Genomic DNA, 14833 nt, shown 5'->3' with positions numbered 1-14833 from the left:
GCTTTTTGCGCAAATAGAGAGTCGCAGGAATGAAGCCGTTCACTTTCCGTTATCTGCTCCTTGCCGCATTTTCCCTGCTGCTGGGCGCCTGTCAAAGCACACCGCCCGCCGCTCCCGAAGCGCTGGACCCGCGCGCGGCGGCCATCGCGCAGCTGGAGCAAAACCTGGCCAGCAGCGAATTGGCCACGGCCGAAGACCAGCTCGCCACCTTGCAGGCCCAATCGCCCAATGACCCGGCGCTCGAGGCTTACCAGCGCCAGCTGGCCGAAGCCTACTTGCAGCGCAGCCAGATCGTGCTGCAAAAGGGTGACGTCAACGCCGCCGCCACGGCGCTAAGCCGTGCCCGCGCGCTGATGCCCAAGGCCCCGGCCCTGACCGGCGGCGTCAACAGCGCCATCAGTCATGCGCGCAAAGCCGAGCTCGATCAGGCCGAGGCCGCCCTGAAAGCGGCCGAAGCCAAGCCCGCCGCCAAGGTCATCGACCCGGCGGCGCCGAGCACCACCGTGGCGTTGAATTTGGCGGATGTCGAAGCCATGCGCCATCAGCTGGATGCCATCGCCACCGACGTGGTGAATTACCAGTGCGACGTCAGTATCCAGGTGCCACGCACCGAGGATTACCCGTGGCTGGCCACATTACTGGCCAAACGGGTGAAGCGGATTGATTCGGGGTATGACCTGAAGATTCACCGGCAGATTCTGAAGCACATTCCGGCGCAGGTTGTGCTGATTCCGCGTAAAGCGGACTAAAAGCATCGGGGGCAAGCCCCCTCCCACATTTGAACTGTGAATACATTCAAGTGTGGGAGGGGGCTTGCCCCCGATGACGATCTAACAAACAACCAACAAATTAAGCCGGAATCGCCTTAGCCTTCGGCTCACGCTCCCACACCCGATGCTGAGCAATCGCGGCAAAGAACGCCTTGAACGCCTTGGCATCCGCCCCCACGATCAACCCCGCATCCGCTTCCAGCTTCAACAGGTCGAGCAATGGCTTCACGTCGCTGGCGACCGCAATGGCCTTCAGGTGCTTGTACGCTTCCAGCACGTAGTGCAATGCCACGCCGTCGCCGCTCAGGGTCTTGACCGACTCCTTGCCGCCCGGGATAAACACCGCGTCGAACGCAATGGACGGCATGCCTTCCATCGACGCATCCACCGGCAGCGACTTGCCATCGGCCGTGGTCACAGGCGCCGACGTCGGCCCGAGCAGCTTGGCATGCGCACCTTCAGCCTCCAGGGCTGCCTTGAGTGCAGCAATCGCCGCGCCGTCCACACCGTTCGCCGCCAGAATTGCCACTTTGCGCGTCTTGATGTCACCCGACAGCAGGTTCACCTGGCTCAAGGCCGGCGATTCCTTCAACGACGTTTCACGCACAGGCACCGTGCCTTTGGTCGGCGCCGGCAAGCCCAGGTTCTGCGCAACGCGCTTGGCCAGTTCCAGGTCGATGTTGGCCAGAATCTCATTCACCTGGCGGGCACGGATATGTTCGCGCTCGACCTTGCCCAACTCGAAGCTGTAGGCGGCGATGATGTGCTCTTTCTCGTGATGGCTCATGCTGTTGAAGAACAGCGTGGCCTGGGAGAAGTGGTCGCCGAACGATTCGCTGCGCTCACGCACCTTGTTGGCATCCACGCGCTCGTAGTAAGTCTCGAAGCCACCATCCGTAGGACCGGGAGGTGTTTCCTTCGGCCAGCCGCCATCGATGGAGTTGGGCTCATAAGCCGCACGCCCTTTATCGATCACCGTGCGATGCTGAGCGTCGCGCTGGCCGTTATGGAACGGCGCCACTGGGCGGTTGATCGGGATCTCATGGAAGTTCGGCCCGCCGAGACGGCTGATCTGGGTGTCCGTGTAGGAAAACAGACGACCTTGCAGCAGTGGGTCGTTGGTGAAGTCGATACCCGGCACGATATGGCCCGGGCAGAACGCAACCTGCTCGACCTCGGCAAAGAAGTTGTCCGGGTTACGGTTGAGCACCATCTTGCCCAGCGGCGTGATCGGTACCAGTTCCTCCGGGATGATCTTGGTCGGGTCGAGCAGGTCGAAGTCGAACTTATGCTCGTCTTCTTCTGCAACGATCTGCACGCCCAGCTCCCACTCAGGGTAATCGCCGCTTTCGATCGATTCCCACAGGTCGCGACGGTGGTAGTCGGTGTCTTTACCGGCCAGCTTTTGCGCTTCGTCCCATACCAGCGAGCAGGTGCCGACTTTCGGCCGCCAGTGAAACTTCACAAAGCTCGATTTGCCTTCGGTGTTGATCAAACGGAAGGTATGCACGCCAAAGCCCTGCATGGCACGCAGGCTTTTTGGAATGGCGCGGTCAGACATTGCCCACACCACCATATGCGCCGATTCAGGCACCAGCGAAACAAAATCCCAGAACGTATCGTGCGCCGACCCGCCGGTAGGAATCTCGTTGTGCGGCTCAGGCTTAACGGCATGCACGAAGTCAGGAAACTTGATCGCATCCTGAATGAAGAACACCGGCATGTTGTTGCCCACCAGGTCGAAGTTGCCTTCCTCGGTGAAAAACTTCACGGCGAAACCGCGTACGTCACGCACGGTGTCACCGGAACCGCGCGGGCCCTGCACTGTGGAAAAACGCGCGAACACCGGCGTTTTATGTTCTGGAGTCCGTAGGAACCCAGCCTTGGTCAGCGCCGAATGGTCGCCGTAGCTCTGGAAATAGCCATGGGCGCCCGTACCACGGGCATGCACGATGCGCTCCGGAATACGCTCATGGTCAAAGTGCGTGATTTTTTCACGCATGATGAAGTCTTCCAGCAGCGACGGGCCACGCGCGCCGACCTTCAGGGTGTTCTGGTTGTCGGAGATTTTCACGCCCTGGTTGGTGCGCAGGGCCTGACCGGTCGCATCGGAACGGAATTCTTCCAGCGCCTGCAGTTTGGCGTTGGTATTGCCTCGGTCCAGGGTATCAGTGCCCGCGAGTTCACTCTTCGGCGGGGTGGCTGGCTTCTTGGTACTCATCAGTCAAAACTCCTTAGTCAAAGTGGCCAGAGCGGTCCCCGGCTCATTTGAGCGAAACCCCGGACACGGCACCCGGGAGATCGAATTGCTTAAGTAGTGACTGACAGGGTTTTGAGCCGTTCCTTTTTTATGACCTTTGGTCTCGTTATTGCCAAATCGCTGGATGGATGCGAAATAAATGCTAAGAAACGCTATACGGACAGGCTAAAATGCGCGCCCGGCTAACCGCTGATCCCTTTTCCATGCGCCCCACAAGGTTCGCTACGTGATCGAGTTTCAAAACGTCCATAAAACCTACCGCGTCGCCGGTAAGGATATTCCCGCCCTGCACCCCACCAGCCTGCGCGTCGAAAACGGCCAGGTGTTTGGCCTGATTGGCCACTCGGGTGCGGGAAAAAGTACCCTGCTGCGCCTGATTAACCGCCTCGAAGAACCCAGTGGCGGGAAGATCACGGTTGACGGTGAAGAAGTCACCGCGCTGGATGCCAACGGCCTGCGCCGTTTCCGCCAGCAGGTCGGGATGATCTTCCAGCACTTCAACCTGCTGGCGTCCAAGACCGTTGCAGACAACGTGGCGCTGCCGCTGACATTGGCCGGCGAATTGTCGCGCAAGGACATCGACCTGCGTGTGGCTGAACTGCTCGCCCGCGTCGGTCTGTCGGACCACGCCAGGAAATACCCGGCGCAATTGTCCGGCGGCCAGAAACAGCGCGTCGGCATCGCCCGCGCCCTGGCCACCAAACCCAAGATCCTGCTGTGCGACGAGGCCACCAGCGCCCTCGACCCGCAGACCACCGCCTCGGTCCTGCAACTGCTCGCCGAGATCAACCGCGAACTCAAGCTGACCATCGTGTTGATCACCCATGAAATGGATGTGATTCGCCGCGTCTGCGACCAGGTGGCCGTGATGGACGCCGGCGTGATCGTCGAGCAAGGCTCGGTGGCCGACGTGTTCCTGCATCCCAAGCATCCGACCACCAAGCGCTTCGTCCAGGAAGCCGAACAGGTCGACGAAGGCGAGCAACGCGACGACTTCGCCCACGTGCCGGGCCGTATCGTGCGCCTGACCTTCCAGGGGGACGCGACCTACGCGCCATTGCTGGGTACCGTCGCCCGGGAAACGGGGGTGGACTACAGCATCCTCGCCGGTCGTATCGACCGCATCAAAGACATTCCCTACGGGCAATTGACCCTCGCCGTCACCGGCGGTGACATGGACGCCGCGTTTGCGCGCTTCACCGCCGCCGACGTTCATATGGAGGTGCTGCGCTAATGGACGTTTTCCTGAGTTTCTTTGCCAACATCGACTGGTCCGAAATCTGGCTCGCCACTGGCGATACCATGATCATGCTGTTCGGTTCGCTGTTCTTCACGGTCGTGCTCGGCCTGCCGTTGGGCGTACTGCTGTTTCTGACGAGCCCGCGCCAACTGTTCGAGCAGAAGGGCCTATATGCGCTGCTGTCGCTGGTCGTGAACATCCTGCGCTCGCTGCCGTTCATTATCCTGCTGATCGTCATGATTCCGTTTACGGTGTTGATCACCGGGACATCGCTGGGTGTGGCAGGTGCGATTCCGCCGCTGGTCGTGGGCGCCACACCGTTCTTTGCCCGCCTGGTGGAAACCGCCTTGCGTGAAGTCGACCGCGGCATCATCGAGGCCACTCAGTCGATGGGCGCAACGACGCGTCAGATCATCACCAACGCCCTGCTGCCCGAAGCCCGCCCCGGCATCTTCGCAGCGATTACGGTGACGGCGATTACACTGGTGTCCTACACGGCGATGGCCGGGGTAGTCGGTGCCGGTGGCCTGGGCGACCTGGCGATCCGCTTCGGTTACCAGCGCTTCCAGACCGATGTAATGGTGGTCACCGTGGTAATGCTGTTGATCCTGGTGCAAATTCTGCAAACCGTCGGCGACAGGCTGGTGGTGCACTTTTCTCGAAAATAACGGCCATGGCCGGCCTTGTGCCGGCAGATGCCCGAACAAGGAGCTTGCTGGATGAAAAAACTACTGGTTGCTTTCGCCGCCGTTGCCGCGTTTTCCGCCCATGCCGAGACCATCACGGTCGCCGCATCGCCGGTGCCGCACGCGGAAATCCTCGAATTCGTGAAACCTGCGCTGGCCAAAGAAGGCGTAGACCTGCAGGTCAAAGTCTTCACCGATTATGTGCAGCCGAACGTACAGGTGGCTGAAAAGCGCCTGGACGCCAACTTCTTCCAGCACCAGCCTTACCTGGATGAATTCAACAAGGCCAAGGGCACTCACCTGGTGAGCGTCGGCGGCGTGCACCTGGAACCGCTGGGCGCGTACTCGAGCAAATACAAGAAGCTCGCCGACCTGCCGGACGGCGCCAACGTGGTGATCCCGAACGACGCCACCAACGGCGGCCGTGCCCTGTTGCTGCTGGCCAACAACGGCCTGATCACCCTGAAGGACCCGACCAACATCCTGTCGACCATCAAGGACATCACCGGTAACACCAAGAACCTGAAATTCCGCGAACTGGAAGCCGCCACCCTGCCGCGCGTACTGACCCAGGTCGACTTGGCGCTGATCAACACCAACTACGCGCTGGAAGCCAAGCTGGACCCGTCCAAGGACGCCCTGGTGATCGAAGGCAGCGACTCGCCTTACGTCAACATCCTGGTGACCCGCGAAGACAACAAGGATTCGGACGCCGTGAAGAAGCTGGTTGCCGCCCTGCACACGCCTGAAGTGAAGCAATTTATCGAAGAGAAGTACAAAGGCGCGATCAAGCCGGCGTTCTGATTCAAAGCGGACGCAGAGCGTAGGAACGATCTCCAACACACTGGAGATCAAAATGTGGGAGGGGGCTTGCCCCCGATAGCAGTGGGTCAGTCAACATCTTCATCGACTGACACCCTGCTATCGGGGGCAAGCCCCCTCCCACATTTGTTTTGTGGCGTGAGCTATTTACGCTGAAGCAGCACCGGCAGCTGCGCCACCAGCTTCTGGTTGTTCAACGGCGCACGGATGAATCCGCGCTGGGTGCCATCCGGGCCGATCAGCGCCAGGTTGCCGCTGTGGTCGACGGTGTAGTTCGGCTTGCTGGTGTCCGCAGGAATGAAGGGAATGCTCACGGCATTCGAGACCTTCTGCACCTCCTGCACATTGGTGCCGGTCAACCCCTGGAATTGCGGGTCGAAGTAGCCCAGGTACTGCTTGAGCTGGGTTGGGGTGTCACGGTTCGGGTCGACGCTGACCAGGATCACTTGCAACTTGTCCACCGCCTCTGTGGGCAGTTCGCTCTTGATCTGGCGCAGTTGGGCGAGGGTGGTGGGGCAGATGTCCGGGCAGAAGGTGTAGCCGAAGAACAGCAGGCTCCACTTGCCTTTGAGCTCATTGACCAGCACCGGCTGGCCGTCCTGGTTGGTCATGCTCACCGCAGGCAGCTGGCGGCTTTGCGGCAGCAGGATAATGCCGGCGTCGATCAGCGCGGTCGGGTCGCCCTGGCCTTTGCCCGAGAGCACCTTGTTGACGGTCAGGCCCATGATCAATGCCACCAGGGCCACCAGAATGAAGACAGTTTTTTGAGTTCGAGTCATAGGTTCAACAGTAGGTAGTGGTCTACGAGCAGGGCGATAAACAGCAACAGCAGGTACCAGATAGAGTACTTGAAGGTGTTGACCGCCGCGTGCGGCTGGCTGCCACGGTACAGCACCCAGGCCCATTGCAGAAAGCGCCCGCCCAATACCGTCGCACAGGCCAGGTACAACAACCCGCTCATATGGATGACATAGGGCATCAGGCTCACCGCCAGCAGGGCGAAGGTGTAGAGCAGGATATGCACCTTGGTGTAGTGCTCGCCGTGGGTGACCGGCAGCATCGGAATATCGGCCTTGGCGTACTCCTCCTTGCGATGGATGGCCAGCGCCCAGAAGTGCGGCGGCGTCCAGGCGAAGATGATCAGCACCAGCAGCAGCGGCTCGGCGCTGACATGCCCGGTCACGGCGACCCAGCCCAACAACGGCGGCGCGGCACCGGCCAGGCCGCCGATGACGATGTTCTGCGGCGTTGCACGCTTGAGAAACCCGGTGTAGATCACCGCGTAGCCCAGCAACGACGCCAGGGTCAGCCAGGCCGCCAGAGGGTTGGTGAACGCCAGTAACAGCGCCTGGCCCGTCACCGCCAGCACCAACGCAAACACCAGCGCCGCAACGGCCGAGACCCGCCCCTCGGCCAGTGGCCGTTTGTGAGTGCGCGCCATCAGCGCATCAATGCGCCGATCCACCACATGGTTGACCGCCGCCGCCGCGCCCGCACACAGGGCAATGCCCAGGTTGCCGAACACCAGCACCGTCCACGGCACCCCGGCGCGGGTGGCGAGGAACATGCCCACCAGCGAGGTGATCAGCATCAGCACCACCACTTTCGGCTTGGTCAGCTCCAGATAGTCACGCCAGACCGCCTGGCCGTGACGCGCGCCGGTCAAGGACGCCATGGCATCTCTCCTTTAAGGGTTATCAGGCCCGACGCCTGTTTGCGCGGACTAAAGCGCCAGGCGATCAGACGTGGGTGGCGCACTCGAACCAGGCTGGTGCGCGCGTGATAATTGACCAGCACCAGGGTCAGCAAGAGCGCTGCGCCCCCGGCGTTGTGCGCCACCGCCACCGGCAGCGGCAAGCCGAACGCCACATTGCTCAGGCCCAGGCTGATTTGCGCCGCCAGGGCGATCAACAGCAGGCCCGCCAGGCGCGTCATGCCCACCGCGCGCAACTGCCAGGCCAGGCCCAGCAGCACCAGCGTGACCAGCACCGCACCCACGCGATGGGTGAGATGAATAGCGGTGCGCGCATCGCTGTCCAACTGACCGCCCAGGTAATTGGGGCCGATATGCTGGGTCAGGTGAAAGCCATTGGCGAAGTCCGCCGCCGGCCACCATTGGCCGTGACACGTCGGCAAATCGACACAGGCCACCGCCGCGTAGTTGGCGCTGACCCAACCGCCCAACGCAATCTGCCCGATCACCAGCACCAGCCCCGCGGTTGCCCAATATTGCAGGCGCCTGGGTACGATCAATGCGGGCAGCACGCCGGACAGACGCAGGCTCAGCAGGAACAGCAGGCTCAAGGTGGCAAAGCCGCCCAGCAAGTGGCCCGTCACCACCTGCGGCCACAGCTTCAGCGTCACCGTCCACATGCCAAACGCCGCCTGGGCGCACACCACTACCAATACGAACAGCGGCAATTTCACCGGCTGGCCCGGGTCACGCCGGTGGCTCCAGGCCCGCGCCGCCAGCAGCGCGATGAGGATGGCGAGGGTGCCGGCAAAGTAGCGATGGGTCATCTCGGCCCAGCCCTTGTCGGCCTCCACTGGCGTATCAGGAAAGTGCAGTTCGGCATGGGCCAGTTGGGCTGCGCTTTGCGGCACGCCGATAAAGCCATAGCACCCCGGCCAGTCCGGGCAACCGAGGCCGGCATGGGTCAGGCGGGTATAGGCACCGAGCAACACGACAATCAGCGCGAGCAGGGTGGCAAACAGCGCGAGGCGAAATCCAGGCTTGGCCATGACGATGCCCTTATCCGATGTTCGACAGTTTCAACAGCAGGCGCAGGTCGTTGAGCAAGTCCTTGCCGTTGACCTTGGCGTCGTAGCGCAGCACCAGGTTGCCGTGGGGGTCGACGATCCACAGTTGCGCATCGCCAGGCGCGGCGGCGTTGCGGTTGAAGGTCGACAGGTCCAGTGAATAGCGCTGCAATTGCGGGTATTCGGCCTTGAGCCGGGTGTCGTAGTCGGTGCCGACCGGTTGCGCACTGGCCAGTGCGTGGCTGGCGCGGGACGCATCGCGACCCAGGCCGATCTGCAGCTGGCGCGCCAGGTACACAAGTTGCTGGCAATCGGCGGCGCAGAGAGCGGGCGCGGTGACCAGCAACTGCCAGCGATCCTCAGCGGCCTGCACGCCTATGTCTGCGCGGGTCTGACCGTTACCGATCAGTTCACCGTGATAACTGCGGCTGTCCGGCACCCAGAATTGCAGCTTGTACATAAAGGTCGCCAGCACCATCGGGCCCACCACCATCAGCAGGATCAGGATCAACTGCCAGCGGCCCTTACGCCGGTCCGGCGCTTCAGACACGTTGAGTGGATTCATGGCGGCTCCCATGGTGCTTCTCCTTTGCGTTGTGCCATCCGAGGTAGAGGTAAAGCGCCAGCAGCGCCAGTGACATGGCAAACCACTGCACCGCATACCCCAGGTGTTTTTCCGGCCCCATGGCGACCACAGGCCAGTGGGTGTCGTACGTACCGGGGCCGGCTTCGGCGCGCAGTTCAAAGGCGAACCCATTGCGGCCCAATTCGACCCACAGGGCGACGGGGTGCAACGCGGTCAGCAGGCGCGGCCATTGCACCGTCGCGGGATCAACCTGCAACTGGAAGGTTTCGCCGGGAGCGACGTACACCCAGGCGACCACATTCATCGGTTGACCCGGCGTGGCGAACGCCGGTGGCGTACGGCGATCCGGCCAGGGCAGCCAGCCGCGATTGAGCAGCACCCAAAGGCCGCTGGCCTGATCATGAAAGGGTTGCAGCAACTCGACACCGGCCTTGCCGTCGCGCATACGGTTGTCGAGCAACACACTGTGGTCGGCATCGAAGCTGCCACGCAGATGCACCCGGCGAAAGGCTGGATCGGCGCTCGTCTCAAGCTGCTCGCTGCCAATAGGCTCGGCGGCACGTCGCTCGGCGTAGGTGTCGACCAACTGCTGTTTTTCCTGACCGCGCGACAGCTGCCAGAACCCCAGGCCAATCATCAACGGCAGCAGCATCAGCACCACCAACGTCGGTGCGATGCCGGGCCTGAAGCACTGCCGGGCACTGGCTATACTGGATTTCATTGCCCCTAACCGTATGGCGAGGAGCCAGACCATGCTCAAAGCACTGATTGCCCTGATGCTGATCGCGACCGTTGCGAGCCTGTTCAGTGGCTTGTTCTTCCTGGTCAAGGACGAGGGTCGTTCCAACCGCCTCGTCACTGCCCTGACCGTACGTGTGGTGTTGGCCGCAATCACCGTGGGGCTGATCGCCTGGGGCTTTTTCAGCGGCCAGTTGGTCTCGCATGCGCCGTGGTAGAACGGCTCACAGCACATACACAAAGAAAAACAGCCCAATCCACACCACATCCACGAAGTGCCAATACCAACTGGCCGCCTCGAAACCGAACTGGTGCTCGGCATTGAAATGCCCCTTCAGGATGCGCATCAGCATCACAAACAGAATGATCGTGCCGATGGTCACATGGGCGCCGTGAAACCCGGTGAGCATGAAGAAGGTCGCACCGTACACCCCCGAACCCAGCGTCAGGCCCAGCTCTTTATAGGCGTGGATGTACTCCTCGGCCTGGAACCCGAGAAACGCCAGGCCCAGCAGTACGGTGAGCGCCAGCCAGATCTTCAGCGCGCCGCGATGTCCTTTGCGCAGGGCATGGTGGGCAATGGTGATGGTCACGCTGGAGCTGACCAGCAGGATGGTGTTGACCAGCGGCAGGCCCCACGGGCTGATGGTGCCTTTGGGCGCCGGGTACAGCTTGGGGTCCGGGTTGTTCAGCAAAGGCCAGGCGAACTCGAAATTGGGCCACAGCATATGCGCGATGCCCTTGGGTCCCTCGCCTGCCAACCATGGCCCCGACCAGGTGCGCACGTAAAACAGCGCGCCGAAGAACGCGATGAAGAACATCACTTCGGAAAAGATGAACCAACTCATGCCCCAGCGAAACGAACGGTCCATTTGCGCACTGTACAAACCGGCGCGGCTCTCCTTGATCACTGCGCCGAACCAGCCGAACAGCATGTACGCCAGCAACAGGCCGCCAACGAAAAAGATCCACGGGCCGTGGGATTCCGGGCGCAGCGCCTTGAGGTCGTTGAACCACACGGCCAGTCCATACACGGTCACCAACAGGCCAATCGTGGCAATTATCGGCCATTTGCTTTGCGCCGGTACGTAGTACGTATCATGAGTCGACATGTATTCGCTCTCCTGATTGAGCGGGCAAACAGTAGCTAGCCGCCGCTGCGGGCCGCTCCGGGCGGCTCGCGCGCGGTGATATCGAACAGCGTGTACGCCAGGGTCAAATGCTTCACATCCTTGGGCATCGCGCGATCGACGATAAAGCGCACCGGCATCTCGATACGCTCGCCCGGTTGCAGCACTTGCTGGGTGAAGCAAAAGCACTCGGTCTTGTGGAAGTACATCGCCGCTTCGGCCGGGGAAATGCTGGGCACTGCCTGGGCGGTCATCGGTTTGTCGGTGGGGTTGTAGGCCACAAACAGCATCTCGGTCACCGCGCCCGGATTGACCACGACTTCGTCGGCCTTGGCATGGAAGTCCCAGACCATATCGATGGCGTTGGTGGATAGAAACTGCACCCGCACCTGGCGCGACGGGTCGACAATCTGCTCGCCCTCGTATTGCCCGCCGGTCTTGCCATTGATGCCGAACGCCTTGCACATCACGTCGTAAATCGGCACCAGAGCGAAGCCGAAGGCGAACATGGCCAGCACCAGAATGAGCAGGCGTGTGACCAGGCGTTTGAGCGGCACGGAGTCAGCCATGACGAACACACACTAATGTGGGAGGGGGCTTGCCCCCGATGGCGGTCTCCAAGCTGATAACCATATCGGCTGACCCACCGCTATCGGGGGCAAGCCCCCTCCCACAGGGGATCGCGGGTGACCGAGCGAACAGCGTAATCATTTGACCTCCGGCGGCGTGGTGAAGGTGTGGTACGGCGCGGGCGAGGGCACGCTCCATTCCAGCCCTTCGGCGCCATCCCACGGCTTGGCCGGTGCGGGCGGGCCGCCGCGGATGCACTTGATCACGATGAACAGGAAGAAGATCTGCGTGGCGCCGAACATGAAGGCGCCAATCGAGGACACCATGTTGAAGTCGGCGAACTGCAAGTTGTAGTCCGGCACCCGGCGCGGCATCCCGGCCAGGCCCACGAAGTGCATCGGGAAGAACGCCATGTTCATGCCCACGAAGGACAGCCAGAAGTGCAGCTTGCCGAGGGTTTCGTCATACATGTGGCCGGTCCATTTCGGCAGCCAGTAGTACGCCGACGCGAAGATGCCGAAGATCGCACCGGGTACCAGTACGTAATGGAAATGCGCCACCACGAAGTAGGTGTCGTGGTACTGGAAGTCCGCCGGCGCAATCGCGAGCATCAGCCCGGAAAAGCCGCCGATGGTGAACAGGATCACGAAGGCCACCGCAAACAGCATCGGCGTCTCGAAGGTCAACGAGCCCTGCCACATGGTGCTGACCCAGTTGAACACCTTGACCCCGGTAGGCACCGCAATCAGCAGGGTGGCGTACATGAAGAACAGCTCGCCCACCAACGGAATGCCGACCACGAACATGTGGTGCGCCCACACGATGAACGACAGGAACGCAATGCTGGCGGTGGCGTAGACCATCGAGGTGTAGCCAAACAACGGCTTGCGCGAGAACGTCGGGATGATCGAGCTGACGGCGCCAAAGGCCGGCAGGATCATGATGTACACCTCGGGGTGGCCGAAGAACCAGAACACGTGCTGGAACAGCACGGGATCACCACCGCCCGCCGCACTGAAAAAGCTGGTGCCGAAGTGGATGTCCATCAGCATCATGGTCACGCAACCGGCCAGCACCGGCATCACCGCAATCAGCAGGAACGCGGTGATCAGCCAGGTCCACACGAACAGCGGCATTTTCATCAGAGTCATGCCCGGCGCGCGCAGGTTGAGGATGGTCGCGACCACATTGATCGCGCCCATGATCGAACTGATGCCCATCAGGTGGATCGCGAAGATAAAGAACGTCACGCTTTCCGGCGCATAGGTGGTGGAGAGCGGGGCGTAGAAGGTCCAGCCAAAATTCGGCCCGCCGCCGGGGCTGAACAGAGTCGACACCAGCAGCAGGAACGCCGCCGGCAGCAGCCAGAAGCTGAAGTTGTTCATGCGCGGCAGGGCCATGTCCGGCGCGCCGATCATCAACGGGATCATCCAGTTGGCCAGGCCGACAAAGGCCGGCATCACCGCGCCAAACACCATGATCAGGCCATGCATGGTGGTCATCTGGTTGAAGAACGCCGGCTCCACGATCTGCAGGCCGGGCTGGAACAGTTCGGCGCGAATCACCATGGCGAACGAACCGCCCAGCAGGAACATGGTGAAGGCGAACCACAGGTACATCGTGCCGATGTCCTTGTGGTTGGTGGTCAGCACCCAGCGCATCAGCCCTTTCGCGGGGCCGTGGACGTGGTCGGCGTGACCATGGTCATCGATCACAGTGCTCATGGCCGTTCTCCTGCAAGCGAGTAAGCGGGGCGATTCAGTGCATGTGCAATGAAGGTAGTCATTTGCTTTGCGCCTGTTTCAGAGCCAGCACGTCTTTGGGCGTGACCATGTCGCCTTTGTTATTGCCCCAGGCATTGCGCTCGTAGGTCACGACAGCGGCGATATCGACTTCCGAAAGTTGCTTGCCGAAGGCCGCCATCGCGGTGCCGGGTTTGCCGTGATAGACAATGTTCAGGTGATCGGCGGCCGGGCCGGTGGCGATTTTCGAGCCCTTGAGCGCCGGGAACATCGGCGGCAGGCCCTGGCCTTCAGCCTGGTGACAGGCCACACAGGTGGTGTGGTAGACCTTGTCGCCGCGCGCGACCAAATCTTCCAGCGTCCACTCCTTGGAGGTCAGTTCCTTGAGCTTGGCCGCCTCCTGTTTGCGTTCGCCGAGCCAAGTGTCGTAGTCAGCCTTGGATTTGACTTCGACCACAATGGGCATGAACCCGTGGTCCTTGCCGCATAACTCGGCGCACTGGCCGCGATAGATGCCGGGCTTCTCGACACGGGTCCAGGCTTCGTTGACGAAACCGGGGATGGCATCGCGCTTGACCGCAAAGGCCGGCACCCACCAAGAGTGGATCACATCGGCAGCGGTCACCAGAAAGCGCACCTTGGCGCCCACCGGCAATACCAGCGGCTGGTCGACTTCCAGCAGGTAATGCTCGCCCTTGGTGGCCTGGTTATGGATCTGCTCGGCGGGCGTGGCCAGGTTGCTGAAGAACTCCACGTCCTGGCCCAGGTATTTGTAATGCCACTTCCACTGATAGCCGGTGACCTGGATATCAATATCCGACTCACTGCTGTCGTAGATGTTGATCAGGGTCTTGGTGGCTGGAATGGCCATGGCCACCAGAATCAGCAACGGCACCACGGTCCACAGAATTTCTACGGTGGTGCTCTCATGGAACTTGGCCGCGACCTGGCCCGTGGAACGGCGATGCAGGATCATCGACCAGAACATCGCGCCAAACACGACGATGCCGATCACCACACAAATCCAGAAAATGGTCATGTGCAGATCAAACACGGCGTGACTGACTTCAGTAGCCCCTGGCGCCATATTCGTTGTCCAGGCCGCGTGGGCCTGGCCGAATATTGACCACAACAGTAAGCCCATCCAAACGTGTGGATGTCGCGTCATTGCGGTTTTCCCCTTTATGTTTCTTGTTATCCCGCCGGTTCGCACCTGCGGCCAAGGGAGCGGCTTCCAGACTGCTTACAACCGCCAAGCCTTGCCTGCGTCATGCAGTCGGGCGTCATCAGCTAATTGCGTACAAAGCGAGTATAGACAGCCGTAGCGACCCCGCAATGTGTAGGGACAAATGAGTGGAAACGCACGCGCGGGGCCTAATAAAATAGGCGGCGGAATCGTTTATCCGACGAGCGATGGCAATTCGATATAACGTCCACGTATAACCATGAAATAATTATGACAAATGCATCTTAAGCGCTCGTATAAACGAGCTACCTTAACCTCTCTCTTTTCCTACGCCTGCATGACT

15 protein-coding genes are annotated in these 14833 nt (G+C 61.2%); 5 read left to right on the top strand and 10 right to left on the bottom strand.

What is annotated here, in order from left to right; translation table 11 throughout:
* Positions 1 to 29: 29 nt before the first annotated feature.
* A complete protein-coding gene (locus BOP93_RS00355) occupies positions 30 to 749 on the top strand; it encodes a PA5502 family lipoprotein (RefSeq protein WP_104501171.1) in 720 nt (239 codons plus the stop codon).
* A 100-nt stretch (positions 750 to 849) separates the two neighbouring features.
* On the opposite strand, the gene katE is transcribed toward BOP93_RS00355, so the two are convergent.
* Entirely contained in the window at positions 850 to 2991 is a 2142-nt protein-coding gene (gene katE, locus BOP93_RS00350) for a catalase HPII (protein WP_104501170.1), read from the bottom strand.
* Between the two features lie 265 nt (positions 2992 to 3256).
* On the opposite strand from katE, the gene BOP93_RS00345 reads away from it, so the two are divergent.
* The 3 genes from BOP93_RS00345 to BOP93_RS00335 are packed head-to-tail and all read left to right on the top strand — an operon-like array spanning position 3257 to position 5760.
* Entirely contained in the window at positions 3257 to 4264 is a 1008-nt protein-coding gene (locus tag BOP93_RS00345; protein WP_101220829.1) for a methionine ABC transporter ATP-binding protein, read from the top strand.
* Positions 4264 to 4938 carry a methionine ABC transporter permease gene (locus BOP93_RS00340; protein WP_065886769.1) on the top strand — a complete coding sequence of 225 codons (675 nt, stop codon included), beginning with the start codon at positions 4264 to 4266 and terminating at the stop codon, positions 4936 to 4938. Before BOP93_RS00345 ends, BOP93_RS00340 begins: the two co-directional genes overlap by 1 nt.
* Before the next feature lie 51 nt (positions 4939 to 4989).
* Entirely contained in the window at positions 4990 to 5760 is a 771-nt protein-coding gene (locus BOP93_RS00335; protein ID WP_065886768.1) for a MetQ/NlpA family ABC transporter substrate-binding protein, read from the top strand.
* Positions 5761 to 5921: 161 nt separating this feature from the next.
* Here the strand turns inward: BOP93_RS00335 and BOP93_RS00330 are convergent, their stop codons facing one another.
* Genes BOP93_RS00330 through BOP93_RS00310 form a run of 5 tightly spaced genes read right to left on the bottom strand, consistent with a single transcriptional unit; the run spans position 5922 to position 9845 of the window.
* Entirely contained in the window at positions 5922 to 6557 is a 636-nt protein-coding gene (locus tag BOP93_RS00330) for an SCO family protein (protein ID WP_104501169.1), read from the bottom strand.
* Positions 6554 to 7453: a heme o synthase gene (gene cyoE / locus BOP93_RS00325; protein ID WP_104501168.1), complete on the bottom strand. Its 900-nt coding sequence runs from the start codon at positions 7451 to 7453 to the stop codon at positions 6554 to 6556. Before cyoE ends, BOP93_RS00330 begins: the two co-directional genes overlap by 4 nt.
* Entirely contained in the window at positions 7441 to 8520 is a 1080-nt protein-coding gene (locus tag BOP93_RS00320; RefSeq protein ID WP_104501167.1) for a COX15/CtaA family protein, read from the bottom strand. The genes cyoE and BOP93_RS00320 overlap by 13 nt, the downstream gene beginning before the upstream one ends.
* Positions 8521 to 8530: 10 nt before the next feature.
* Positions 8531 to 9115 carry a hypothetical protein gene (locus tag BOP93_RS00315; protein ID WP_104505227.1) on the bottom strand — a complete coding sequence of 195 codons (585 nt, stop codon included), beginning with the start codon at positions 9113 to 9115 and terminating at the stop codon, positions 8531 to 8533.
* Entirely contained in the window at positions 9081 to 9845 is a 765-nt protein-coding gene (locus BOP93_RS00310) for an SURF1 family protein (protein ID WP_104501166.1), read from the bottom strand. The genes BOP93_RS00315 and BOP93_RS00310 overlap by 35 nt, the downstream gene beginning before the upstream one ends.
* 31 nt (positions 9846 to 9876) lie before the next feature.
* On the opposite strand from BOP93_RS00310, the gene BOP93_RS00305 reads away from it, so the two are divergent.
* A complete protein-coding gene (locus tag BOP93_RS00305) occupies positions 9877 to 10080 on the top strand; it encodes a twin transmembrane helix small protein (RefSeq protein ID WP_057725706.1) in 204 nt (67 codons plus the stop codon).
* 6 nt (positions 10081 to 10086) lie between these two features.
* On the opposite strand, the gene BOP93_RS00300 is transcribed toward BOP93_RS00305, so the two are convergent.
* From BOP93_RS00300 to coxB, 4 genes are all read right to left on the bottom strand, one after another.
* Positions 10087 to 10974 carry a cytochrome c oxidase subunit 3 gene (locus BOP93_RS00300; RefSeq protein WP_104501165.1) on the bottom strand — a complete coding sequence of 296 codons (888 nt, stop codon included), beginning with the start codon at positions 10972 to 10974 and terminating at the stop codon, positions 10087 to 10089.
* A 35-nt stretch (positions 10975 to 11009) separates the two neighbouring features.
* Positions 11010 to 11561: a cytochrome c oxidase assembly protein gene (locus BOP93_RS00295; RefSeq protein ID WP_104501164.1), complete on the bottom strand. Its 552-nt coding sequence runs from the start codon at positions 11559 to 11561 to the stop codon at positions 11010 to 11012.
* Positions 11562 to 11699: 138 nt separating this feature from the next.
* Positions 11700 to 13286 carry a cytochrome c oxidase subunit I gene (gene ctaD, locus BOP93_RS00290; RefSeq protein WP_104501163.1) on the bottom strand — a complete coding sequence of 529 codons (1587 nt, stop codon included), beginning with the start codon at positions 13284 to 13286 and terminating at the stop codon, positions 11700 to 11702.
* Between the two features lie 58 nt (positions 13287 to 13344).
* Positions 13345 to 14472: a cytochrome c oxidase subunit II gene (gene coxB, locus BOP93_RS00285; RefSeq protein WP_104501162.1), complete on the bottom strand. Its 1128-nt coding sequence runs from the start codon at positions 14470 to 14472 to the stop codon at positions 13345 to 13347.
* Positions 14473 to 14833 lie beyond the last annotated feature (361 nt).

Origin of the sequence: Pseudomonas orientalis, from assembly GCF_002934065.1 — a bacterium.
Lineage (GTDB): Bacteria > Pseudomonadota > Gammaproteobacteria > Pseudomonadales > Pseudomonadaceae > Aquipseudomonas > Aquipseudomonas orientalis_A.
Note: the sequence above shows the minus strand (reverse complement) of the source record. Positions and strands in the feature narration are given on the sequence as shown.